This is a genomic window from Clostridium sp. AF32-7AC (genome assembly GCF_003477925.1).
GTDB classification, from domain to species: Bacteria; Bacillota; Clostridia; order Lachnospirales; family Lachnospiraceae; genus Otoolea; species Otoolea fessa.
In genome coordinates, this window is record NZ_QUEG01000006.1 from 106483 (window position 1) to 130439 (window position 23957).

General features: G+C 49.8%; 19 protein-coding genes and 1 tRNA gene. 6 read left to right on the plus strand and 14 right to left on the minus strand.

Annotated elements, in window-relative coordinates; all coding sequences use genetic code 11:
- Positions 1 to 39: 39 nt before the first annotated feature.
- The 5 genes from DWZ45_RS10135 to DWZ45_RS10155 all read right to left on the minus strand — a co-directional run bounded on the left by DWZ45_RS10135 (position 40) and on the right by DWZ45_RS10155 (position 6186).
- A complete protein-coding gene (locus DWZ45_RS10135) occupies positions 40 to 978 on the minus strand; it encodes an ATP-binding cassette domain-containing protein (protein ID WP_118468966.1) in 939 nt (312 codons plus the stop codon).
- Positions 975 to 2054, minus strand: coding sequence for an ABC transporter ATP-binding protein (locus DWZ45_RS10140; protein ID WP_118468968.1), 1080 nt, complete (start codon positions 2052 to 2054; stop codon positions 975 to 977). Before DWZ45_RS10140 ends, DWZ45_RS10135 begins: the two co-directional genes overlap by 4 nt.
- A gap of 11 nt (positions 2055 to 2065) precedes the next feature.
- Positions 2066 to 3190: an oligopeptide ABC transporter permease gene (gene opp3C, locus DWZ45_RS10145; protein WP_227589457.1), complete on the minus strand. Its 1125-nt coding sequence runs from the start codon at positions 3188 to 3190 to the stop codon at positions 2066 to 2068.
- Between the two features lie 11 nt (positions 3191 to 3201).
- Entirely contained in the window at positions 3202 to 4137 is a 936-nt protein-coding gene (locus DWZ45_RS10150) for an ABC transporter permease (protein WP_022359124.1), read from the minus strand.
- A 105-nt stretch (positions 4138 to 4242) separates the two neighbouring features.
- The gene (locus tag DWZ45_RS10155) at positions 4243 to 6186 is read right to left on the minus strand and encodes a beta-L-arabinofuranosidase domain-containing protein (RefSeq protein ID WP_118468970.1); all 1944 of its coding nucleotides are present in this window, start codon (positions 6184 to 6186) and stop codon (positions 4243 to 4245) included.
- A gap of 446 nt (positions 6187 to 6632) precedes the next feature.
- Between DWZ45_RS10155 and DWZ45_RS10160 the strand changes: the two genes are divergently transcribed.
- Together DWZ45_RS10160 and DWZ45_RS10165 are read left to right on the plus strand one after the other, a co-directional pair.
- Positions 6633 to 7550, plus strand: coding sequence for an AraC family transcriptional regulator (locus tag DWZ45_RS10160; protein ID WP_118468972.1), 918 nt, complete (start codon positions 6633 to 6635; stop codon positions 7548 to 7550).
- Positions 7551 to 7767: 217 nt separating this feature from the next.
- Positions 7768 to 8007, plus strand: a complete 240-nt coding sequence (locus DWZ45_RS10165) for a helix-turn-helix transcriptional regulator (RefSeq protein WP_022359127.1) — start codon at positions 7768 to 7770, stop codon at positions 8005 to 8007.
- A gap of 194 nt (positions 8008 to 8201) precedes the next feature.
- On the opposite strand, the gene DWZ45_RS10170 is transcribed toward DWZ45_RS10165, so the two are convergent.
- The 3 genes from DWZ45_RS10170 to nrdD all read right to left on the minus strand — a co-directional run bounded on the left by DWZ45_RS10170 (position 8202) and on the right by nrdD (position 12120).
- On the minus strand, positions 8202 to 9176 hold the full coding sequence (locus DWZ45_RS10170; protein WP_118468974.1) for a hypothetical protein: 975 nt from the start codon (positions 9174 to 9176) through the stop codon (positions 8202 to 8204).
- A 209-nt stretch (positions 9177 to 9385) separates the two neighbouring features.
- Positions 9386 to 9883, minus strand: coding sequence for an anaerobic ribonucleoside-triphosphate reductase activating protein (nrdG, locus tag DWZ45_RS10175; RefSeq protein ID WP_118468976.1), 498 nt, complete (start codon positions 9881 to 9883; stop codon positions 9386 to 9388).
- Positions 9884 to 9930: 47 nt separating this feature from the next.
- The gene (gene nrdD / locus DWZ45_RS10180; RefSeq protein ID WP_118468978.1) at positions 9931 to 12120 is read right to left on the minus strand and encodes an anaerobic ribonucleoside-triphosphate reductase; all 2190 of its coding nucleotides are present in this window, start codon (positions 12118 to 12120) and stop codon (positions 9931 to 9933) included.
- Between the two features lie 735 nt (positions 12121 to 12855).
- Between nrdD and DWZ45_RS10185 the strand changes: the two genes are divergently transcribed.
- A tRNA-Lys gene (locus DWZ45_RS10185) sits at positions 12856 to 12928 on the plus strand.
- A gap of 260 nt (positions 12929 to 13188) precedes the next feature.
- On the opposite strand, the gene trxA is transcribed toward DWZ45_RS10185, so the two are convergent.
- The 3 genes from trxA to trmB all read right to left on the minus strand — a co-directional run bounded on the left by trxA (position 13189) and on the right by trmB (position 14564).
- Complete coding sequence (gene trxA, locus DWZ45_RS10190; protein ID WP_118468980.1) at positions 13189 to 13506, minus strand: thioredoxin; 318 nt, start codon at positions 13504 to 13506, stop codon at positions 13189 to 13191.
- A gap of 61 nt (positions 13507 to 13567) precedes the next feature.
- Positions 13568 to 13711 (minus strand): hypothetical protein, encoded by a 144-nt coding sequence (locus tag DWZ45_RS14520; protein WP_182426662.1) that lies wholly within the window; start codon positions 13709 to 13711, stop codon positions 13568 to 13570.
- A gap of 217 nt (positions 13712 to 13928) precedes the next feature.
- Entirely contained in the window at positions 13929 to 14564 is a 636-nt protein-coding gene (trmB, locus tag DWZ45_RS10195; RefSeq protein WP_118468982.1) for a tRNA (guanosine(46)-N7)-methyltransferase TrmB, read from the minus strand.
- Positions 14565 to 15140: 576 nt separating this feature from the next.
- Between trmB and DWZ45_RS10205 the strand changes: the two genes are divergently transcribed.
- Entirely contained in the window at positions 15141 to 16043 is a 903-nt protein-coding gene (locus tag DWZ45_RS10205; protein ID WP_118468986.1) for an SH3 domain-containing protein, read from the plus strand.
- A gap of 139 nt (positions 16044 to 16182) precedes the next feature.
- Here DWZ45_RS10205 and DWZ45_RS10210 read toward each other — a convergent pair whose 3' ends face one another.
- Entirely contained in the window at positions 16183 to 16845 is a 663-nt protein-coding gene (locus tag DWZ45_RS10210) for an HAD family phosphatase (protein ID WP_107000922.1), read from the minus strand.
- Positions 16846 to 17285: 440 nt separating this feature from the next.
- On the opposite strand from DWZ45_RS10210, the gene DWZ45_RS14825 reads away from it, so the two are divergent.
- On the plus strand, positions 17286 to 19655 hold the full coding sequence (locus DWZ45_RS14825; RefSeq protein WP_338126547.1) for a TIGR01906 family membrane protein: 2370 nt from the start codon (positions 17286 to 17288) through the stop codon (positions 19653 to 19655).
- A gap of 158 nt (positions 19656 to 19813) precedes the next feature.
- Here the strand turns inward: DWZ45_RS14825 and DWZ45_RS10225 are convergent, their stop codons facing one another.
- Positions 19814 to 20797, minus strand: coding sequence for a 3'-5' exonuclease (locus DWZ45_RS10225; protein WP_022359138.1), 984 nt, complete (start codon positions 20795 to 20797; stop codon positions 19814 to 19816).
- A gap of 413 nt (positions 20798 to 21210) precedes the next feature.
- Between DWZ45_RS10225 and DWZ45_RS10230 the strand changes: the two genes are divergently transcribed.
- Positions 21211 to 22500 carry a RelA/SpoT domain-containing protein gene (locus tag DWZ45_RS10230; protein WP_118468988.1) on the plus strand — a complete coding sequence of 430 codons (1290 nt, stop codon included), beginning with the start codon at positions 21211 to 21213 and terminating at the stop codon, positions 22498 to 22500.
- Between the two features lie 190 nt (positions 22501 to 22690).
- Here the strand turns inward: DWZ45_RS10230 and DWZ45_RS10235 are convergent, their stop codons facing one another.
- A complete protein-coding gene (locus DWZ45_RS10235) occupies positions 22691 to 23881 on the minus strand; it encodes an iron-containing alcohol dehydrogenase (RefSeq protein WP_118468990.1) in 1191 nt (396 codons plus the stop codon).
- Positions 23882 to 23957: the final 76 nt, after the last annotated feature.

The following is a 23957-nucleotide window of genomic DNA, read 5'->3' on the forward strand; positions in this document are numbered from 1 at the left end:
GTTGATTTTGTGCCGGAATGCATCGGCTTTCTTTTAAATCTACACCCATTTTTCCAAATCTGCATCGGTTCCACGCACAAAATGTGTGCCCTCAATCTGATGCATCGTACCTGCGCCGTAATCCAGACCGCTCGTCTTATAATCATAGTGCAGTGCAATCCGGCTGCGCTCTACCACCGGGTTCGGGTTCGGGATCGCCGAAATCAGGCTTCGGGTGTACGGATGTACCGGATGGGAGAAAATCTCCTCCGTCGTGCCCGTCTCCAGAAGGTAGCCCAGATGAAGAACGCCGATGCGGTCGGAAATATATTTAACCATCGAGAGGTCGTGGGCGATGAAGAGGTATGCAAGCCCCGTCTCGTCCTGGATGTCCTTCATCAGGTTGACAACCTGCGCCTGGATGGACATATCCAGCGCCGAGATACACTCATCGGCAATGATCAGCTTCGGGTTCATGACAAGCGCCCGGGCGATGCCGACACGCTGCCGCTGACCACCGGAAAACTGATGCGGGTACCGGTTTGCATGTTCCGGCGCCAGACCTACCTTGTGGAGGATGTCTGCCACCATCTCGGTCCGCTCTTTCTGGGAATGGTACCGGTGATGGATATCCAGCCCCTGTGCAATGATATCCGCTACTTTCTGGCGCGGATTTAAACATGCCATCGGATCCTGGAAAATCATCTGCATATCACTTCTGAGTCTCGCCTCTGTCTGGCGGCTCATTTTTCCGGAAATATCCATCCCGTCAAAGGTAATTTGTCCTGCGGTCGGATCGTAGAGGCGGATCAGCGCCCGCCCGATCGTCGTCTTTCCCGATCCGGATTCCCCCACAAGACCATAGGTCTCACCCGGATTGATATAAAAACTGACATCCTCAACCGCTTTTACGGTAAATTTCCGGCTGACCGGAAAGTATTGCTTGAGTCCTTTTACTTCCAGAAGGGGCTTTTTGTTTGTCTCTGCCACTGTACTCATGCGATTCCCCCCTCTTTCTTCATTCTCTCAATTCGATCCCGAAGCTCCGGCGGCATATCGACCTTCGGCGCCTTCGGATGCAGCAGCCATGTCGCGGCGCTGTGTGTCTCCGATATCTTGAACATCGGCGGCTCCAGACGACTGTCAATGTTTAACGCATATTTATTCCGCGGTGCAAACGCATCGCCCGTTACCTTGTGAAGCAGGTTTGGCGGGCTGCCCGGGATTGTGTAAAGACGTTCGTCGTCCGTTCCCAGATCTGGCATTGCGGAGAGAAGTCCCCATGTGTACGGGTGGCGCGGATCGTAGAATACATCCTCGACCGTGCCGCTCTCGACGATCTTGCCTGCATACATGACGTTGACATAATCGGCGACCTTCGCAACGACGCCCAGATCGTGCGTGATATAGATAACCGACAGCTGCCGTTTTTTCTGAATCTCCTGAATCAGCTCCAGAATCTTCGACTGAATCGTAACGTCCAGCGCCGTCGTCGGCTCGTCGCAGATTAAAAGTTCCGGATCGCAGGCCAGTGCGATCGCAATGACGATTCTCTGGCGCATACCACCGGAGAGCTGGTGCGGATAGTTTTTGATTCGCTTCTCCGCGTCGGTGATGCCGACCAGCTTCATCAGCTCCATCGCCTTCTCATATGCCTCTTCCTTCGGTGTATGGTAATGCCAGATCATGCCTTCCATGATCTGTTTCCCAACCGGCATCAGCGGGTTTAAGGAGGTCATCGGATCCTGGAAGACCATCGCGATCCGTTTTCCGTTGATATGGCGGCGGATTTCCTCTTTTTTCATCTGCAGAATTTCTCTGGTGACCCGTTCCTCCGGGTTACGGTAATATGAAAATGTGATCTGTCCGCGGTCGATTGTTCCGTTCTTTGCCAGGATTCCCATGATCGCCTTCGCAGAAACCGATTTACCGGAACCGGATTCCCCAACGATTGCAACCGTCTCGCCCCGGTTTACCGTCAGGTTGACGCCCCGGACGGCATTGACCACTCCGGCTGTCGTCTCGAAGGAAATGTCCAGATTCCGCACTCGTAAAATTTCTTCTTTTTTCTCCATGCCATTTCCTCCTACATATCCTTCATCTTCGGATCCAATGCATCACGCAGACCATCCGCCAGCATGTTAAAGCACAGCATCAGAAGTCCCATGACAATTAACGGGAACACGATCATGTACGGATGGCTTGTAAAGTTCTGATATCCACTCGAAATCAGGGAACCCAGCGAAGCCATCGGCTCCGGCACACCCAGGCCAATAAAGGCTAAGAATGCCTCGGTAAAGATCGCATGCGGGATCGAGAACATCGTCTGTGTAATCAGAGGACCAAAAATATTTGGTAAAATCTCTTTGAAAATAATGCGGAAACTCTTTGCTCCCAGCGTCCGGGAAGCAAGCACATATTCCTGCTCTTTCAGCTTTAAGACCTCCGCGCGGGCGATTCGGCTCATGCCCAGCCACCCGGAAAACATCAAGGCGAACGTGATGGACATAAGACCCGGTTTCATGACTAACAAAAGCAGGGTAACCGTAATCAGGTACGGAATACTGTTTAGTATCTCGACGATACGCTGCATGATCATATCGACTTTTCCACCAAAATATCCGGATACAAGTCCATACGTCAGACCAAACGCAAGGTCGATGAATACCGCCAGCACCGCTACATAAAGGCTGATCCGCGTTCCGCTCCAGGTTCTGGTCCAGAGGTCGCGTCCCAGCGAATCAGAACCAAACCAGTAGTAGGTATCGGTCAGATCGTTGCTCTCATAATAGTTGATTTCTTTGCTTCCGGTGGATGTACGGATCGTCTCAGAACCATCTAAGATACCCATATTTTCCAGCCCCGGCACTCTCGGCGCCATGTTCTGGTTGGTAATAATCTGCTGATCGTAGGTAAACTGGTTCATGTGAGGTCCGACAAGCGCCATCACAATCAGAAACAGAATACAGACAAAGCTGAACATTGCGCCCTTATTTTTCTTAAACCGTGCAATTGCCTCTTTCCAGTAGCTCTGGCTTGCAAAGTTTGTATCGACATGTTCAAATCCGTCTTTGTGCTGGAATTCAAAATCATCGTCCAGAAATTCGATCTGGCTTAAATATTCTTCGGGTGATAACACATGCTCCCGAACGGAAGCCGCATCCCCGCCTGTCATTTTCTCATCTGTCTTTTCGTCACTCCGTTTTTTCATGCCATCACCTCTCAATCCGATTTCTTCGCCAGACGGATTCTCGGGTCGATAATTCCGTACAGGACGTCAACCACCAGCATCAGGACAATGTACATGACACTGTAGATAAATGCCAGCGAAATCGTCACGTTGTAATCGTTGGACTGAATTGCTGCAATCATTAAACTTCCGATGCCCGGAATCGAGAAGATCTTCTCGATAACCAGAGAACCAATCATCAGATCGACAACCAGCGGCGCCAGTACCGTAATGATCGGGATCAGCGCGTTTCGAAGTGCATGGCGCACCAGAAGCGGGCGTCCCGTGATTCCCTTGCTCTCCGCAAGCAGCATGTAGTCGCTGTCCAGCACCTCCAGAAGGGAGGTTCTCGTAAATCGAGCCACCGTCGCTACCGTAAACATCGACAGCGCCAGCATCGGCATGATCGACGATGCGAAGAACTTCTTGCCGTCAAACAGAAGCGGCAGCCACTGTGCCTTGTAGCCGATGAAATATGCCATAACCAATGCAAAAACATAGGACGGAAGGCTGACGCCCAGAACTGAAATCACAGTACAGATGGTATCAAGCCAGCTATTTTTCTTGAGCGCTGCCAGAATACCTAAAATCAGTCCGACTACCGCACCGAAGGAAACTGCCTCCAGTCCGATTCCAAAGCTGACCGGCACACGGTTCTTTAACAGAACCGAGATGGAGGTATCCTTGGAGATAACATACGATACACCAAAATCGCCCTGCAGCAGGTTCTTCACATACGTGAAAAACTGTACGATCAACGGTTTGTCCAGTCCATATTTCTTCGACATCATCGCAATCTGATCCGCGGTCAGCTTTTCATCGTTGAACGGAGATCCCGGCATCAGCTGCAGCAGCATAAAAAGTACCAGGATGATGATCAGAAGCGTGACAAGAGAAATCATGATACGTTTTCCGATATATTTCTTCATGTCCGTACTCCCTTCTTTCTTATATAATACGTCTCTCTCCTTCTCCTATAGCCCGGATATTCTTTCAACTCCGAAGTATAAAATAAGACAAACGGTTTTATCTCTCTATTCCTGCATCCACACGCGCATATGCGTCATGCCGCGGTTGCACCATGCATAGTACGGAATTGCCTGCAGGGTTACCATCTCCTCCGGTGCCGCATCTTCTGCATAAAGCGCCGGATTAACCGCCGTTTTCTTCCGGCAGCCCGTCACACGCAGCGCCACGATACCTTCCAGCAGATCCGCCTGATACGGAAGCGCTTCAATCTTCGCCTCCCGCGGAATCCGCAGTGTCTGAAGATCCTCTCCGTTGTCCACGCCCTCAAAGGTGTAGATGATTGGTCCACGTCTGAGTGCCACGCATCCGGCATCCGTCCGCACCATCGGGTGTGCATAGACCCGCTCCGGCTCCATCTCCATCTCGCAGGAAACAGTATCACCAGGCTGCCAGCTTCTCTGGATCATCCAGTAGCCCTTGTCTGTCTTGACTGCCTCGGAAACCGGTATGCTATTGACCTTCACCTGCATCTGATGGCACCAGCCCGGATAACGGACTGCCAAAGTAAATTCTGCTCCCGCCTGCTCCGGTTCTACCGTGTAGGTAACGGAGCCGTTCCACGGATATTTCGATGTAAGCGCTATCTTCACGCCGCCCGCTGTTTCAAAGGAAGCCGTTCCCCCGACAAACAGGTGGGAATAGATCGTATCTTCACTTGAAGACCATACATAGGAACCAAGTGAGGTCATCAGACGCGCCAGGTTCGGAGGACAGCATGCACAGTCATACCAGCCGATCCGCTCCGGTGTGTATTCTTCTTCGCCATATGCGTTGGTCGGCATGCCCGGATTGGCTTCAAGCTGATTGATATAAAAGAATTTCGTTCCGTCTAACTGCATGCCGCTGATAGTTCCGTTGTAAATCTCCCGCTCCAGAATATCTGCATACCGCGCGTCCGGATCCGCCTCCAGCATCTGTTTCGCGAAGAAGCAGACCCCCACCGCCGCACACGTTTCCGCGTAAGCGGTGTCATTCGGCAAATCATAATCCACGGTAAATGCCTCGCCGTAATAGGTGGAACCAATTCCACCCGTTATGTACATCCGCCGGTCTACCATGTTATCCCACATCTTCCGGCAGGCTGCCATCAGCGCCTCATCATGATTCTGCGCTGCCAGGTTTGCCGCCGCCGTCAGAAGATACATACAGCGGACCGCGTGTCCTTCCACCGTATCCTGCTCACGCACCGGCTTGTGGTTCTGCATGTAGGACGGCGGCTGCTTGTCCATGTAATCGGTGCGGCTCCAGCTTCTAGCCGCCGCTTCTTTATGGAAGAACTCCGGATCCCGCCCGCGCTCATCGATAAAATATGCCGCCAGCTTCCGGTATCTCTCTTCCCCGGTTGCCTGATAAAGCCGCATCAGCGCCAGCTCGATCTCCTCATGTCCCGGAATGCCGGTTACTTTACCTGCTTCCCGTCCGAACCGCCGATCGATATGATCGCATAGCTTGCAGCAGATATCTAAAAGCTTCGTCTTTCCCGTCGCCTGATAGTACGCGACGCCTGCCTCCGTCATATGTCCGGCACAGTACATCTCATGGCAGTCCGTCAGGTTCTGCCACTTATGTTCCGGCTCCGCCGCAATGAAATAGGTGTCCAGGTAGCCGTCCGGCTGCTGCGCCCGCCCGATCAGGTCGATGATCGCATCGGCACGCGCCTCCAGCTCTGGATTTGCCTCGACGGTCAGCGAGTACGCCACCGCCTCCAGCCATTTCGCCAGGTCGCTGTCCTGAAATACACGCCCGTAATACGTTCCTTTCTCATCTCCCGCTGCAATGCGGAAGTTTTTAATCACATGGCTCTTTCGGATTCCGGACACCTCATCGTGAAGCACCCGTTCCTGATACGGAAGCATCGTGTGAATTACCACATTCTGTACCCGCGAAAAGAACGGGTCGTCTATCTTTACCTGTTTCAAATCAATGAAACTTGTCTCCTTTTTTATCATTCACAGAAAACCTCCTGATTTATTATTCACTTATCCGTAAGCGCCTATCAATAATCTGAAAAAGACTTCTTTTTTTGTATGTTTTCTTATAAGTATACCATTCAAATAGCGGAAAAGCGATCTAACACATTTTGCATATTATAGAAAAGAATACGCGTATTTTTATAGAACAAAATCAGCCTGATTTCATTCCTTCTTTTTTTCTGATTTTTCTTTATTCTTCATTCATCCCCTCTTATTTTCCCAAGTAGAGTGTTTTGTTTCTGCAAATATAAGAGATTTTCCAAACAGATTCTTGCTGTTTTTCTTTCTATTTGATATAATAAAATTGATATTTTAAATTTGTTTAACAACCTGACAAAGTTGTCCTGTTTTTCGTTTGCTTCTCTGCGGTTCAGACAGGATTCCTGTTACGTGGCTGTTTTTTTAACGGGAGTACATACATCATGAATTTTATTAATTTAAACTGTCCGCCCCTTCCTTATTTTATCGTCGGAGGCGGATGTGTTTACCGCCCCGGCGATATCCATGAGCGCCGGACGATCCGAAATGTCTTTGATCTTATCTATGTTCACAGCGGAACTTTATATCTCGAACAGGATCCGTTCCGCGTTGAACTGAATGCCGGGCAGTTTTTTATCATTACCCCCGATACCCCGCACCGCGGCAGCCGCGTCTGCCAGGAAAAGACCACGACGAGCTGGGTGCATTTCTATACCAACGGCAAATACAGCCTGTCCGATGAATTTTACCCGGACAACGTAACCCGGCGCGCCGCGCCGAAATTTTACTATTCGCCGCAGAATTTCATTCTCTCCCTGCCGCGCACCGGCACCGTGCCGGAAGCCAACCGGGAGAAGCTGGAAAAGTATCTGCAGCGGATGAACCTGGTTTCTTTCAGCAAATACACACAGAAAAAGAGCTTTCCGTCCTCCGTGCGGACGCCGTTTGAGCTCCAGAATGATTTCATTGAATTTCTCCAGGTTCTCTATGCGCCGTACTGCTACAGTCGCGAGAAGGAAAGCATCGCCCGGACGCTGCGCGACTACCTGGATGCCCACTACACGGAGGAGATCTCCTTAAACGATCTGGCGCGCCAGTATTCCTACAGCCCGTCCCACTTAATCCGCAGTTTCCACCAGGCATACGGCGCCAGCCCGATGCAGTACCTGAAAAAACTACGCATCGAACACGCCTCCCAGCTTCTCCTCCACTCCGACGCCACGATCCAGTCGGTCGGTGAGATGGTAGGACTGCGGATCCCCTCCTATTTTATCCGCGTATTTAAGCAGGAGATCGGCATCACCCCGGCGCAGTACCGGATGTTTTACGCAGAAGAGAATGGGGGGAGTGAGACGCCTTAGAGGCGATTCACCGCTGATGTTTTTTTACTATACTATTTGTTTTCGTAAGAGCTGTCATGAGCATGGCAGTTCTTTTTTTATACCCAAACCAGTGAATCGTTTCTAATGTATCTATAAGTTCCTCTACATCAGCTATTGTTTAAGCCAGTTATCCGCACATTGAAAATCCTTTATATTTAAGGTAACACTGTGTGTATACAAAGGAGGAAATTCCGAATTGAAAACTGTCACGATTAAACTTCGCATTCATAAACTTTTGGCTGAAAAGCGTCTGACGAAATACCGTTTTATCGCCATGACCGGGCTTGGCTATAAAAATGCCAGCCGAATTCTGGACAATGAAACTGAATCCATCCGCTTCAGCACCATCGCCCGCATCTGCTCCGCACTGGACTGTACGCCCGGCGATCTATTTGAAGTTCATGAGGAAGAAGATCCTTACGATGGAATGTATTAAACATTCGGAAACAAGTGATTTCATGTGCGGATCGCACGCCAAAAAAGAGCTGTCAACCGACGGTTTGCACCGGCTTTTGTGACAGCTCTTTTTGGTGATCCTATTTTTAAAAACAGAAGCGGTACCACCTCTGAAAAGACAGTACCGCTTAACCTATCCGAATATTATATATAAGTGTCCACCAGCAAGATACCTTACCAGTCATCCCGTCCATACTCTTCCCGCTCATCCAGGGCATCATCTACACCATCGGCATATTCTGAATCCCGGCGGTAGCGATCCCAGTCATAATCATCGCCTTCCATAACATCATCATATCCCGCATCATACGCTGCATAGGGATTCTGGAGCTTCTTTTGCACCGGTGGTATTCCCCTCTGCGCAGGTGTGTTTTTACGGCTCCGTTGTTTCAGTTCCCACAAGGGATCCTCTTCTATCCGTTTAAGATATTCCTCATGGCTTCTGGATTCCTCTTCTTCTTTTTTCTTCTGTAATTCTATCAGCTCAGCCCGTTCTCTTTTTTTACGTTCCTCTTCTTCCCGTTTACTTTCTTCTATCTTCTCTGCCCAGTGCTGTTCACAGTATAAGTCATCGAAAGCCAGATTGTAACATCCTTCCTCCCGGCACTTATACGGATATAGCAGAACCATGAGAAGTCCACAGCCCATCGCACAGATAAGCAGCGTACAGAGAGTCTGGCGATGCTTTCCAAACCAGTTTTTCATTCCTGCTGCCAGGCGGTTTTCTTTTTTCTCTGTTTCCTTCTCAGATTCAGGACTCTCTTCTTTCTTTTTCTTCCGGGACTCCATCCACCAGGTCAGTTCGGCATCCAGCAAAAACAACGGTATCAGACATGTAAAGGTGCCAACAAACAGCATCAAAGCATTGCCCGAATCTCCATGCACGCTTCTCGCATACTGGTAATGGCACTCTTCGTCATACCAACTATACAGACTCCAGGCATATGCCCCCAGAATGCCGATCAGAACTATCCATTTTATCTGCTTTTCTTTCCGCAGGATTCTCATGACGAGAAGTGCTCCTGCCATCGCAAACAGGAAACCTATCTTTAGATACACCGGTGCCGCCACCAGAGAAATCCAGGCTGTATATACCGGATAAAAGACACCAATAACCACTATCACAATCATCAGAATTCCAGACTCCATAGCTATACCCCCTATTAAGTCCATCTTACCACAAATACGGATGCTTAGGTGGGTTATTTATGCCCCTTGAAGCAAATATCCACTTATGATAGCCTGCCCCGGATTACAAAGGCACGTATATGCTTGCTGTATCTCCCTTGTAATGCAAAAAGCTGCCGCAGATCAGAAAGTTTTTTTCCGATCTGCAGCAGCTTTTTATCTCATTCTTATTATTTTCTTCCTATTCTCTTAAGCTCCAGAATCCTCTGGTTCCGGCTTCCGCGAAACTGCAGGGTCAGATCCTTCTCCGCTTCCACGAACTCTCCGTCCACCAGCACATCCACGTAGGACAGCATCTCGTCTGTCACCTCTGTATGGACCACGCCGCCGGCTGCCAGATCCCGATCCCAGAGATAGCCGCTATAGCACCAGATATCCTTCTCCGGATACGTCTCGCGCACTTTCCGGAGTAAATGTACCAGTTCCATCTGGTTTTCTGGCTCAAACGGTTCTCCGCCGAGCAGCGTAAAGCCCTGTATATATCCCGGCTCCAATGCCGCTAAAATCTCTTTCTCCGTCTCTTCTGTATATAACCGTCCATATCGGAAATCCCACGTCTCCGCATTGAAACAGCCCTTGCAGTGATGGCGGCAGCCCGACACAAACAGACTGACACGCACGCCAGGACCGTTGGCAATATCATACTTTTTGATGGTTCCGTAATACATATCTTCCTCCCCTAGACCAATGTACTCTCGGAGGCTTTCACCACATCCTACAGATGCAGCACCCGATCGCGGATCTCCTGGGTACGTCCCTGATTCCAGAACTGGGTTCCGATATAGCCGCAGGTACGGCGTGCGACAAAGAGCTTGTTCTGGTCGCGGTTGCCGCAGTTCGGGCACTCCCACACCAGCTTGCCAGCCTCATCCTCAACAATCTTGATCTCGCCGTCATAGCCACACTTCTCACAGAAATCACTCTTGGTGTTCAGCTCCGCGTACATAATGTTATTGTAGATAAACTGCATCACAGAGAGAACTGCCGGAATATTAGTCTGCATATTCGGCACCTCGATGTAGCTGATCGCACCGCCCGGGGAGAGCTTCTGGAACTCTGCCTCAAATTTCAGCTTACTGAACGCGTCAATCTTCTCGGATACGTGTACATGGTAGCTGTTCGTGATATAGTTCTTATCCGTAACGCCCGGAATGATACCAAAGCGCTTCTGCAGGCATTTTGCAAATTTATAAGTCGTAGACTCCATCGGCGTGCCGTATACAGAATAGCTGATGTTCTCTGCCTCTCTCCACTCTTTGCATTTATCATTCAGACGCTGCATAACTTTCAGTGCAAATGGCTTCGCCTCCGGATCAGTGTGGGATTTTCCTAACATCCGCATACACATCTCATACAGACCTGCATATCCCAGAGAAATCGTAGAATAGCCGTTGTACAGGAGTTTGTCGATCGTCTCACCCTTTTTCAGGCGGGCAAGCGCACCATTCTGCCACAGAATCGGCGCCACATCGGAGATCGTGCCGAGCAGCCTCTCATGACGGCAGCGGAGCGCACGATGGCACAGTTCCAGTCTCTCATCGAGAATCTGCCAGAAACGGTCCATATCTCCCTCCGAAGAACAAGCCACATCGACCAGGTTAATCGTGACAACACCCTGGTTGAAACGTCCATAGAATTTATGCTTGCCGTTCGGCAGCATCTGGGAATCCTCTACCGTCAGGAAAGAACGGCAGCCCATGCACGGGTAAACCTCGCCCTTCTTTAATTCTTTCATAATTTTAGCAGAAATGTAGTCCGGAACCATTCGTTTCGCGGTACATTTCGCTGCCAGCTCAGTCAGGTGCCAATATTTCGAACCTTCCGTAATATTGTCCTCATCCAGCACATAGATAAGCTTCGGGAACGCCGGTGTGATCCAGACACCCTTTTCATTCTTGACGCCCTGCATTCTCTGCAGCATCACTTCCTCGATGATCATCGCAAGGTCATCTCTGGTCCGTCCCTCCGGAACCTCGTCCAGATACATAAATACCGTGACAAACGGAGCCTGTCCGTTACAGGTCATCAGGGTGATAAGCTGGTACTGGATCGTCTGGATGCCGCTCTTAACCTCCTCGCGCAGACGGCGTTCGGTCACGCGGTTGATGATATCCTCATCCAGTGCCTCGCCGCACTCGGTACGCTCTGCAATCACGTTCTTGCGCAGCTTCTGACGGCTGATGTCCACAAACGGTGCCAGATGCGCCAGAGTAAAGGACTGTCCGCCATACTGGTTGCTGGCTACCTGCGCCACGATCTGGGTGGTCACGTTGCAGGCCGTAAAGAAACTGTGCGGCTTCTCGATCATCGTCTCACTGATCACAGTGCCATTCTGCAGCATATCCTCCAGATTGATCAGGTCGCAGTTGTGCTCCTTCTGTGCAAAATAGTCGGTATCATGGAAATGGATGATACCTTCCTCATGCGCGCGGACGATCTCCTCCGGCAGCAGCACACGCTTGGATAAGTCCTTGCTGACCTCGCCCGCCATGTAGTCACGCTGGGTCGAGTTGATGACCGGGTTCTTGTTGGAGTTTTCCTGATTCACTTCTTCATTAATATGGTCCAAAAGTGCCAGGATGCCGTTATCGGTCGTGTTGGACTTGCGTTTTAACTCCCTGCGGTAGCGGTAGCGCACATATTTCTGTGCAACCTCATAACCACGCATCTCCATAATGCTGGTCTCTACCATATCCTGGATGTCTTCCACATTCACCGCGTGCGGCGTCTCCTGTACCTGCTCGGCGATCGTATCTGCAATCGCTTCAATCTGGTACGGGTTCATCTGGTGAATACGCTCCACATTGCCGTTCGCTTTCGTGATCGCATTTACGATCTTCGCCCGGTCAAAATGTACTTCTTCTCCATTTCGTTTGATTACATTGGTTGTTACTGTGTCTTCCATCCCTGTTCCCTCTCCTTACCCTTAAGCCCGTTTTATGACTTGTCTTCTATAATCTATAAATTGACTCGCCGGTTCCTGTTTCTGTGATTTCTCTTTCTACTTTTATGGCATACATCGAACATCCATCTGTATCCATTTCCCGTCCCCCAGCTTACTCTCATTTCCTCATTCATGAGAGCAGCGCCTTCTTCTGACAGGCTATTTTTCATGTCCGGATGCCTTCACTGACAGGATTCTTTTCCGTTCCGACTTGTCTTACGATTGGCTTTATTTTTGATTTGTATTTAGGTAATTTTTAGAATTACACACAAAATATTGAACTCGTTTTCTTTCATAACACAATATATAGTGTGTTCGTCGTGACGTATTTAAGCATACACCAATTAGATTAAAAATGGAAGAGGATTCCCCTATATTTTTTCGAATCAGAATTTTGCACAAAAATCATTTTCTCCCTTTACAAACACCCAAATCTGTGATCCCCTTTCCACGACGCTCTTTCCAGACTTATCCACCGTCCCATGTGCAAAACCCACCTCGTCATTTCTCCCATGGCTGCATCCCATATACCCTCTGAGTCTCCTTCGCCCATACCCTTATCTGTTTTAAAAATACCGAAAATAATGCTTTTTAAAATATTTTTAAAAATATTTAAAAAACTGTTGACATTTTATTCTGGATGGAGTAGAATAACTCATGTCTTACGGATGAGGCATCCGCAAGAAAACAAAATAAGCGCCTTTAGCTCAGTTGGTAGAGCAGTAGACTCTTAATCTATTTGTCCAGGGTTCGAGTCCCTGAAGGCGCACTATCAAGTGCTTGTTTCGCAGACCGAGAGCTGTGGGGCAGGCACTTTGTGCGTTAGCAATGAGGCGTGCAAAGAAAAAAAGAGATGGCGGATGACGCGTTGTGCTTGCACATAAGCAGCATCCGTTATCTCTTTTTTTCTTTATAGGGCGAATGCCCGACAGCGAGGAAAAGCGCCAGCTTTTTCGAGCTGCGCACGCCGGGACTCAAAGACGCAACCTTTTTTACCCTGCCCCACGCCATACTCCAAAGACGCAGCTTTTACAGCGCCCGCCCAATTGCCTTCTCCACTTCCTTCTTTGAACTAGCGCCGACTTCCTTGCTGAACACTTCCCCATTCCGGAAAATAATCATCGTCGGGATCGACATAACCTTATACCGGACTGCAATATCCGGGTTCTCATCGACATTCAGCTTGCCAATCTTCACTCTTCCCTCATACTCGCCCGCCAGCTGCCCGATCACCGGCGCCATCATCTGGCACGGACCGCACCAATCTGCATAAAAATCAACCAGTACCGGGATCTCCGATTTCAGTACCTCTTCCTCAAAATTCGCAGTTGTAAACTTCATTTCCATCACTCATTTTCTCCTTTCGTTCTATCCATACAGGCAGTCAACAGAAGTGTCCTGTTTCTCTTTACGACGGCTTCTTTTTACCGCCTCCCAGTGCCTTTGCTGCCTCTTCCATCGATTTTTTCCATTTTAACGCCTGTTTATTCAGTTCCACCTTATCGCTGGTCGCCTGAACAAGTTTCCGTGTAAGCTGCTTTTTAATATCCATTCCTGACTTCTGGCAAACGCTCTGCGCGCCTCGTTACCATTCATGTGAGTCCAGTTTTCTCACAAAAAGCACCGCCGCGCATCCAGCCATCCTTCTTTATATTATAGTAAATATATGCAGCTTTTATTTTCTTTATTCCGGTTCTGCCAGCTCAGATAACCGTCAAATCCTGCCCGATTTGTTACTGTTCACGCATACGTGCCCAGTAACGATTTTCCTACCGCACTGCCACCAGCTTGCAGATCGGCTTCCCCTGCGCCGAGAACTTTGCCTCGTACTCGGTCATGACGTTGCCCTCTGCCATCTCGCTGTGGTGCAGGTCACGGGTATATTCTGTGATGTGCCAGCCCGCCTCCGGGATGGCTTCCAGGGAATAGGAAAATAAATCCTGGTTGTCCGTCTTGAACTCGACTCTTCCATCCTTCTGGAGAATCTGATCGTACACTGCCATAAATGGCGGCGAGGTCAGTCTCCGTCTCGCATGTCGGTCCTTCGGCCACGGATCCGAAAAATTTAAATAAATCCGCTCTACTTCCCCCGGTCCAAAAATCTCTGCCAGTTCTCTGGCATCCTCACATAAGAAATAGATATTGGACAGTTCCATCTGTTCTCTCTTGCGGATCGCCTTTAAAAGAACCGTCGAATATTTCTCAATACCCACAAAATTCACATCCGGGTTGCGGGACGCCTGCTCCAAAATAAACTGGCCTTTACCCATACCCACCTCGATGCGGATCGGATGGTCATTTCCAAAAATCTGCTGCCAGGTTCCCTTCTTCTCCTTCGCCCCATGAACCACATGCGGGTTTTCTTCTATCATCTGCTCTGCGCCCGGTATATGGCGTAATCTCATCTTCGTTCCTCCTGCTGTCTACAATCTGCGCCGCCCCGGATGGACTTTCTTCCGTACCGTATCATTCCGTTGAGACGCCCCGGCTTACCCGCCGGATCTATCCTTATCTTACCATTGAAGCCCCCATTTCGCAAGCAAAGGTGCTCTATTTTCACACCATTTTACGATCCCCGTGTTACTGTTCACGCATACATGCCCAGTAACGGAACTTGCCGTGGCTTCGCATTTAAATATGGCAAATTCCTGCTGCCACCACGTTTTCTTACGGCACTTTCGGTTCCAAAAATGCCTGCCCATAAACAGCCTCCACTCTCCTCCATGCCGTCCTTTCTAATCCGTCCGACTTTGTGTCCTTTTCTTACAAATTTCATAACTTTTCCAATTTTTATCATTTTATAGATGAATAATTCAAGCGATTATATTATAATAATTTTAGGACAAAACCAAACATACGGTCACGAAATGGATGCCGTCTTTTCACCCGTTTGCCGGACATTCAAAAGTCAGTATCCGTCCGGGAACAGCCGCCGGCACGCCGGTTTCGGACCTGCATCATATACACAGGAGGATATGCCTATGGGAACAACAGCTAACACAGGTCAGAGCACCTGGGAACAGATCCACGGCGGGGTCCGCGAGACCGAGCGCCTGATCGGACAGAAGAATTATAACCTGGCGATGGTGAAAGCCCGCCAGACCCTTGAATACATGGTCAAATGCCTCTGCGAGCGGTATGGCATTCTGGAAACCGGTCTTCTGGAGATGATCGACGCCCTCTACAGCGCCGGAAAAATCAGCAAGACCACCTGCGAACATTACCACAAGATCCGCACGATCGGCAACAAGGCGATCCATGAGGGAGACAACAGCGCCTACAACGCCAATCAGGCGCATCACCTTCTGTCGCAGGAGGTCTACACCTTCGCAAATGACTATAATGACACAAAAAAATCCACCCGGGCTTCCCGAAGTGCAGCTCCAACCTCCGCTTCTTCCCGCCTTCGCGGGAACAGCCGCCATCCCTCTGCCGGCTCTGGAAACGGAAAACCTGCCGGCACACGTTCCGGCAGCTCCGGGGGACGCCGTCCGCGCGCCTATGCAGGCGGTCCGTCTTTTGAATTTCGAAGCATTATTAAACCAGTGCTTCTGATTATTATTATCATCCTGCTGCTTTTGATCATCAAGATGATACGCCCTGCGACGGATGCCAAACCGGATTCTACTGCAGCCGTCAGCACCGAATCGCTGGCTCCAGAAACCGAGGCAGAGACCGTTGCTGCAGAATCGACCGTTTACCGGACCACCGACACAGTCAATGTCCGTCCGGAGCCATCCACCGACACCGACAGGATTGGCGTTCTGGCACCAGATACCGATGTGGAATATCTCCGTGATTACGACGAAAAATGGGCGGTAATCAGCTACAACGGACAGGAAGCCTACGTTTCCAGAGACTTTATCCGGCAGGTTTCGCAGTAATCAGCCAAAAAGGAACCATACATGCAGTGATTCTTCTCCCTGACATACATGGTTCCTTTTCATTTTCTTTGTACAATGGTTCATCACTTTCGCAATTATACTTTCCGCAATGAATCCCTGAATTTACTCAACTCAAATTTTACTTCAAATCCCGAATTTTCTCCGCCAGCGGCACAATCTCCTCCAGCGAATTTAACTCATAGTCCGCCAGACTCCGGTCAAAGGAAAAACGGTTATCGATGAGCGCCGCCACTGTCATTCCCGCGCAGTGCCCCGCCGTGATGCCGACCGTCGAATCCTCAATCACAAGGCACTCCTCCGGCTGCAGGCCCATCTGCTCCGCCGTATAGAGGTAAACCGCCGGATCCGGCTTGCTGCGCTTGAACGTACTCGCACTGATCATCCGCTCCAGACGGGACGCCACGCCATTTTCCTTTAAAATGCGCTCCACCTGCTCAATATTCGTCGCGGATGCGACCGCCAGCCGGAAGCCCTCTGCTTTCAGGCGATCCATCACATCCAGAATCTCCGGGCGGAAGATCGAGAGATAATCAATCGAATTAAAAATGTCCGTCCAGCGCCCCAGATACTCGTCATGCAGCTCCTGCCAGGTCTGACCATTGTGGATCGCCTTCTCCACAACCATCCAGCAGTCCTGCTTCGTCGTCCCCACCGTTCCGTGCAGACTCTCCAGAGTCACCTCCGGATTTTTCGTTTTTGCATATTCATACAGATAATTCAGATAAATTCCTTCACTGTCAATGATGACCCCATCCATATCAAAGATGACTGCCTTTATCATATTCGTATCCTCTCTCTTTCTGCTCCAGATTATAACATCTTCCCCCAGTATACAGGAATCCCCCGCCAGCTGGCAAGCCCCTATTCCACCCTCCCGCCATTCTTTCGAAAAATTTATTACTGTTCACGCATCGTGCCCAGTAACGGAATTTGCCGTGGCTTCGCATTCAAATATGGCAAATTCCTGCTGCCACCATGTTTTCTTACGGCACTTTCGGTTCCAAAAGTGCCTACCCGTAAACAGTAACAAAAATTTCACATATTTTTCCATTTCGCGCCTTTTCATGCTTCCCCGAAACTGTTATACTGGATAACGAAACGGAAACTTTAACATACAGAGCCGTTTCAAGGAAAATAGAACAAACGACCTCTTTACAAATTTATCACATAAAATGAAAGGCTGCAGCTGTACCACAATCTGACAGCCGCGAAAGGTTTTATATGACACAGAAAAAAACATATTTAAGCTGGCTTCTGGGGCTTATCTGTGCTTTCAGTCTGATGATCGTGTTTCTGATCACCTCGGTGGAAGCCGTCGCCTACTGGACGCCGCATTATTATGAAAATGAATACACCCGCTACCAGGTTGCCGATGATGTCCATATGGAAATGGACGACCTGCTTTACGTGACGGACGAGATGATGGCGTATCTGCGCGGCAGCCGCGACGATCTGAACATTGACACCGTCGTAGACGGGACGCCGCGCGAATTTTTCAACGCCAGGGAGAAGGCGCACATGGCGGATGTCCGCAACCTCTTTCTCGGAGGACTGGCGCTGCGCCGCCTCTGCCTGTTTCTGGCAGCGGCATCGGTTGCACTGCTGGCACTTTTCAAGGTTCCGTTAAAACACCTGCTGCCACGGATGCTCTGCGCCGGGACGGTTTTATTTCTGGGCGTGACCGCCCTGCTTGCCGGGATCATTTCCACTGATTTTACGAAATATTTTATTATTTTCCACAAAATCTTCTTTACCAACGATCTCTGGCAGCTCGATCCACGGACCGATCTTCTGATCAACATCGTGCCGGAACCATTTTTCATGGACACCGCCGCCCGGATCGGCATCACCTTCTGCCTGATGACCGGCGCCCTGTTTCTTCTCTGCCTTGCATGTATCCTGCGGGAACACCGCAGGGGCAAATCAGGGGCAGAAAATTCCGGAAATTCCGGAGGCGGCAGCTCTCCAGGTAGTTCCAGCCACCCGGCTGCTCCGGATTTGAAGACGAAAATAGCTGGCAGCACAGGCAGCAAGTTGTCCTTGTTTTTAATTGGTACACTTTTGCTGTCCCTGCTCGCCGCCCCGATGCAGGCGCTTGCCTCCACCGACTGGCCAGCGGACATTTCCATTGACTCCGATGCCGGGATCGTCATGGACGCCAACACCGGAGTCGTTTTATATGGAAAAAACATCCATGAAACCTACTCTCCCGCCAGTATCACGAAGGTTCTGACCTCCCTCATCGTTCTGGAGCACTGTTCCCTCGATGAGACAGTCACCTTTTCCGAGAGCGCGGTCTACAACGTGGAATCCAACAGCAGCAGCGCCGGATACGATACAGGCGATACTGCCAGCGTCAAGGACTGCCTCTACGCCCTGCTTTTAAAATCAGCCAATGAGGCTGCCAACGCCCTCGCCGAGCACGTTGCTGGCTCCGCTGATGCATTTGCTGTTTTGATGAATGAAAAAGCCGCCGAGCTTGGGTGCCAGGATTCGCATTTTGCAAATCCGAGCGGTCTGAATAACGAGGAACACTATGTCAGCGCCTACGACATGGCGCTCATCACGCGGGCGGCATTTGAAAATCCTACGTTTGCCAAGATCGTCGAGACAACCTACTATAAACTGCCGCCGAACCAGAAAAATCCCGAGGGACAGGGCATCTCCCCGGGCAATAAGCTGGTCAAAAAGAACTGGCCGCAGTACTACCGTCCGGACGTCCTCGGCGGCAAAACCGGTTATACCTCCATCGCCCTCAACACACTGGTCAATGGTGCCAGACAGGGCGATACGACACTGATTACCGTCATCCTGCACAGCAACAACACGCAGTATGAGGATACCAGCCGGCTGCTCGACTTTGGATTTAACAATTTCCAGTCAGTCAAAATTGCAGATTATGATCAAACTTTTTCAAATATCGGAAAAGATTTGAAAATTGCAGATGTATCTACCGCCGGGGGCGAATCCATGTCCATCGACCCAGATAGCCGCGTGGTACTTCCAAAAACAGCGGATTTCTCGGAGACAACGACCTCCTTCGACTATGAGATCCCGTCTGGCGCACCGGACGGCACGATCGCCTGTGTCACTTATTCGCTCGGCGATCACAAGGTTGGCCAGGCATATCTGACCCTCACCGACAGCAGCCAGACAGCGGCAGATATTCCCGAAAAGCTTGTATCCCAGGCGGCAACAGCTACCGCGCAGGACAGCTCCGACACTGCCCTCTCAAACGGCTCCTCGGAGGCCTTGCCGCTCTCCAATCCGCCCGAATCGGCTGCTAATCAGGAAAATAGTTCCACCGGTAAATCCTTTGGACAGCTGTTTCATATTTCCGTCCGCGTTCCACCGGCATTCATCGCCGCACTGACCGCCATTCTTGTCGTGATTGGCGCGGTCACCGCCGGCATCCGTTTTCTCCAGATGCAGCGCCGCCAGGAGGAGGACGCCCTCGCAGAACGCCGCAGACGGCGCGCAGAACGTCTGCGCGACAGCGGAATGTCCGAAGCAGATTTCGACCTGATGATGCAGAACCGCCGAACGGCGCTGGCGAAAAAAAGGAAGAAACGTTCGCATAAAATCCCATAACTGACACAAAAAGAGTTACCAGATGTGGAAATTCTCTTCTTTTACCTTACTCTAAACAGGCAGGAGAAACATTTCCATATCCAGTAACTCTTTTCTATGAATTTTTTCTTTTCTCTAATTCCTATTTCATACGCTCCATCCGCTCGGTTGCCTTTACCCTACTCGGCTGCTTCTGCCGCCTTTCCAGACTTCTTCGCCTTGTTGCGTTCCGCGCGCTTCTTCTTCGTTTCCTCCTTCTTCTGCTCCACGTAGGCCGCTCCCTCTTCACCGACCAGCTTCGTCGTCTTAACAGCAAAGAACGATCCGTCCTCCGACTTCTTCATCCGGATCTTTCCCTTCATATAACCGTGCTCCGGGCAAACCGCCAGACAGAAGTAAAATTTCTGGTTTGAGGAAAACCAGCGGATCTTTTTCCGCAAGGTCCGGCGGCATTTGTAACAAACCATCTCCGCCACACGCCGTTCCTCCAAAATCTCTTCCTTCGTCTCATGCTCACGCGACACAAATTTCGCATATTCTGGAAATTCCAGGTAGATCTCTTCCTCCTCCGTCAGCGGCGGCTGGTAATAATCCACTGAAACATACTCCATCATGCTGTAAAAGTCCATCTCACTCATGACACGCCCCGTGTAGTACGCATCATCCAGCGCCCGGTGGAACGGACGGTCTTCCGTGAGGTGCAATTCCTCTACCACGGTATCTAACGACTCCTTTTGCTTGGTGCCGTGGATCAGGGCATAGATTTTCTGCAAATCATAATAGAGAAGCGGCGATGGAAACTGCAGTTCCATCCCGTGATATACCATATTCCGCTGCAATTCGGTCAGATCCATCGAGCCCCACGTACAGAACCGGTAATCATCCCCGCACCATTCTAAAAATTCGGTCATCGCACGCACAAAATCCTCGCCTTCTGTGTCAAGCTGCTCGATCGACATATGCGTCACTTCTGATATCTTATAATGCATCTGCCGGTACACCCGCGGGCGGATCAGACGGCGAAATTCCGAAATGATTTGAAGATTTTTATTTAATTTTACCGCGCCTATCTCAATAATCTCAAATGGAAGCCGGTTCATCGAGCCTTCCTTGCCCGCCGGACTCTGGTTCCATTCCAGATCCAATACTATAAACTGTCCCATAATTCTCGTCTCTTTGTAACGGTTCCGTTTTCTCTGCGTTACCTCTTACTTTTCTTTCTTCACGTTGTCACTGTCCATAACTTTACCACAAATCTGTGTATAAGTCCATATTAGGTTACCGGGCACACATGCGGGGACAGTAATATTTTTGTTACTATACACGGGTAGGCACTTTTGGAACCGAAAGTGCCGTAAGAAAACGTGGTGGCAGCAGGAATTTGCCATATTTAAATGCGAAGCCACGGCAAATTCCGTTACTGGACACGTATGCGTGTACAGTAACATATTTTTTACATAGAACCACTGGCAGAGTGCTTCCATCTTTGCTATACTTCATGATAGAAAGAAGAAGCATTTCTTTTATCAGAATGCTTTCTTCTAAGCTTTATTATGCACCTTGGGAGGGGCTGCTTATGGATTTAATACAACAATTTATCGATACATACAAGATGAAATGGACATTCTACGACGCAGCCGGGCGGCTCGCGGCAGAGAAACTCCAGCTCGCCCTGCAAAATGCCGGTATCCGGGCGATCGTGACCTCTCGCGCCAAGAATCCCGCCAGACTCCGCACAAAAGTGCAGCGGCGCAATTCCAGACGTGAAGAACCATACCAGACACTCGAGGAAATCTACGACGACATTGCCGATCTGTCCGGTGTACGCGTCTCCCTGTATTTCCCCGGTGACCGCGGCAAGGTAGATGCGATCATCTCGGAGCTTTTCAACATCCTGGAATTTAAACAGTTCCCGGAACAGTCGAAACCCCCGACTTACCACAAACGGTTTTCCGGCTATTGGGCGAACCATTACCGCGCGCGGATGCGCGATGAAATTTTGAATGAATCACAGAAAAAATACGGATCGGCGCGCATCGAGATCCAGGTGGCGTCCCTGATCATGCACGCCTGGTCCGAGGTTGAACATGATCTGATTTACAAGCCAATGCAGGGAACTTTATCCGAGGAAGAGCTGTCGATCTTAGATGAGTTAAATGGTCTGGTCCTTGCCGGCGAGATCGCGCTGGAACGCCTACAGGCAGCCGGAAATGAGCGGCTCCGCAGCCGCAATGCCGCGTTTGGAAGCCAGTACGAGCTGGCGTCCTATCTCTATAATTTCCTGAGCAGCCATCTCAAAACCGAGGACATCGAGCTTCGAATGGGAAATATTGCCTTGCTCTACCGGCTTTTGCAGCGTTTACAGCTTACCGGCCTCAAAGATATTACCCCGATTCTGCGGTCTGTCAAATTTGAAAAGGATCGGCGCACCATTTCCCAGCAAATCATCGATCAGATTATCTCCGGCAATGAAAAGCGCTACCAGTGCTACCAGGAGCTGCGGACGGAACCGGAGACCGCCTCACCGGAAACCCTGCAGGCAGTCAACCAGTTCCTCGAGGAGTGGGTACCATTAGAGCGCTTGCTCAACAAGACTGCACGGCGCACCTCGACGCGTTCCCGCGGTGCCTTCAATATCAATACACTCAAGCGGATGGATCTCTTTGACAAAGAAATGATCAACCAGATTGTCCAGCTCCGCAAGCTGCGGAATGTCCTGATCCACGACATCGAGCTGCCGGACCAGGCACAGATTCTCCGCTGTACAGAGGAAGCGAAAGCACTTCTGGCACAGCTGACCGGACAGCATGACGCAATGGCAGACGGAGAAAACGGTGAGAAAAACAGCCACGCAGAAAACACATAGGACACAAACGCGCCATTCACCAAAAATGCAAAACACCAGCTAACAAAAAACACAACGATAAAAGCCATCCAGTTTTTAGCCGGATGGCTTCTTTACTTTACATATTTGATTCTTTTCAGAACCGCTTCCAACATCGAAACACGATGTTTTACATTCTAATTTTGCATTCTAAATTCAGAAGCTTCTTAAATTAGAAATCAACCTCTGTATCATAGAAGCAGCAGGTCAGAAGTTTCGCCATCTGCTCCGGATTGATCGAACGCGGGTTGGAACCGGTACATGCATCGCCAACTGCCAGCTCTGCTACGGTTGCCAGTTTATCATTGAATTCTTTCTCGTCAATGATTCCGCCCTCATAGAGCTTAATGCTCGGAGCGATATTTAACTGCTTGTTCATCTCTTTGATCTCAGCGATCAGAGCGTCAACCAGAGCCTCGTCGCTGTCTCCCTGTAAACCGATGAACTTCGCGATATCTGCATAACGGGAAGCTGCCTCCGGTTCCTTGGAGTTAAATTTAATAACCTTCGGAAGATACATCGCATTCGCTGCACCGTGAACGATATGTCCGCCGGAGTAAGCTGCACCTGTCTTGTGTGCCATGGAATGGACGATACCAAGCAGTGCATTGGAGAATGCCATACCTGCCAGGCATTGTGCGTTGTGCATACATGCTCTCGCTTCTTTGTCGCCATTGTAAGATTTAACCAGATAGGTATGAATCATCTTGATTGCGTGAAGTGCCAGCGGGTCGGTGTAATCACAATGAAGTGTGGATACATACGCCTCGATCGCATGGGTCATCGCATCCATACCAGTGTTTGCGGTCAGCTTCTGCGGCATGGTCTCAGCCAGCTCCGGATCCACGATCGCTACATCTGGTGTGATATTGAAATCTGCTAACGGATATTTGATACCCTTATGATAATCGGTAATAACGCTGAATGCCGTAACCTCAGTTGCTGTACCAGAAGTAGACGGAATCGCGCAGAATTTTGCTTTTGTACGCAGTGTCGGGAAATTGAACGGAGTGATCAGATCCTCAAACTTGGTATCTGGATACTCGTAGAATGCCCACATCGCTTTCGCTGCATCAATTGGAGAACCACCGCCGATCGCTACGATCCAGTCCGGACCAAATTCCTGCATAAGCTTTGCGCCCTTCATAACGGTCTCAACGCTCGGATCTGGCTCTACTCCCTCAAACAGAGCCACTTCCATGCCAGCTTCTTTCAGATAATCTTCTACTTTCTGAAGGAAACCGAAGCGTTTCATGGAACCACCGCCAACGACAACGACTGCCTTTTTGCCTTTCAGATTTTTCAGTTCCGCTAAAGATCCTTCTCCATGATAGAGATCCCTCGGTAATGTAAATCTAGCCATATTGATACTACCTCCTGTTAATTTTTTAACCACCCTATACCCAGATTATAGCACGCATTCTGGTGGATTTCAACTG

What these genes read in the sequence shown, in the direction of transcription:
- DWZ45_RS10135 (WP_118468966.1), bottom strand. Translation starts at nt 978, where the DNA reads ATGAGTACAGTGGCAGAGACAAACAAAAAGCCCCTTCTGGAAGTAAAA.
- DWZ45_RS10140 (WP_118468968.1), bottom strand. Translation starts at nt 2,054, where the DNA reads ATGGAGAAAAAAGAAGAAATTTTACGAGTGCGGAATCTGGACATTTCC.
- opp3C (WP_227589457.1), bottom strand. Translation starts at nt 3,190, where the DNA reads ATGAAAAAACGGAGTGACGAAAAGACAGATGAGAAAATGACAGGCGGG.
- DWZ45_RS10150 (WP_022359124.1), bottom strand. Translation starts at nt 4,137, where the DNA reads ATGAAGAAATATATCGGAAAACGTATCATGATTTCTCTTGTCACGCTT.
- DWZ45_RS10155 (WP_118468970.1), bottom strand. Translation starts at nt 6,186, where the DNA reads ATGATAAAAAAGGAGACAAGTTTCATTGATTTGAAACAGGTAAAGATA.
- DWZ45_RS10160 (WP_118468972.1), top strand. Translation starts at nt 6,633, where the DNA reads ATGAATTTTATTAATTTAAACTGTCCGCCCCTTCCTTATTTTATCGTC.
- DWZ45_RS10170 (WP_118468974.1), bottom strand. Translation starts at nt 9,176, where the DNA reads ATGGAGTCTGGAATTCTGATGATTGTGATAGTGGTTATTGGTGTCTTT.
- nrdG (WP_118468976.1), bottom strand. Translation starts at nt 9,883, where the DNA reads ATGTATTACGGAACCATCAAAAAGTATGATATTGCCAACGGTCCTGGC.
- nrdD (WP_118468978.1), bottom strand. Translation starts at nt 12,120, where the DNA reads ATGGAAGACACAGTAACAACCAATGTAATCAAACGAAATGGAGAAGAA.
- trxA (WP_118468980.1), bottom strand. Translation starts at nt 13,506, where the DNA reads ATGGAAATGAAGTTTACAACTGCGAATTTTGAGGAAGAGGTACTGAAA.
- DWZ45_RS14520 (WP_182426662.1), bottom strand. Translation starts at nt 13,711, where the DNA reads ATGGATATTAAAAAGCAGCTTACACGGAAACTTGTTCAGGCGACCAGC.
- trmB (WP_118468982.1), bottom strand. Translation starts at nt 14,564, where the DNA reads ATGAGATTACGCCATATACCGGGCGCAGAGCAGATGATAGAAGAAAAC.
- DWZ45_RS10205 (WP_118468986.1), top strand. Translation starts at nt 15,141, where the DNA reads ATGGGAACAACAGCTAACACAGGTCAGAGCACCTGGGAACAGATCCAC.
- DWZ45_RS10210 (WP_107000922.1), bottom strand. Translation starts at nt 16,845, where the DNA reads ATGATAAAGGCAGTCATCTTTGATATGGATGGGGTCATCATTGACAGT.
- DWZ45_RS14825 (WP_338126547.1), top strand. Translation starts at nt 17,286, where the DNA reads ATGACACAGAAAAAAACATATTTAAGCTGGCTTCTGGGGCTTATCTGT.
- DWZ45_RS10225 (WP_022359138.1), bottom strand. Translation starts at nt 20,797, where the DNA reads ATGGGACAGTTTATAGTATTGGATCTGGAATGGAACCAGAGTCCGGCG.
- DWZ45_RS10230 (WP_118468988.1), top strand. Translation starts at nt 21,211, where the DNA reads ATGGATTTAATACAACAATTTATCGATACATACAAGATGAAATGGACA.
- DWZ45_RS10235 (WP_118468990.1), bottom strand. Translation starts at nt 23,881, where the DNA reads ATGGCTAGATTTACATTACCGAGGGATCTCTATCATGGAGAAGGATCT.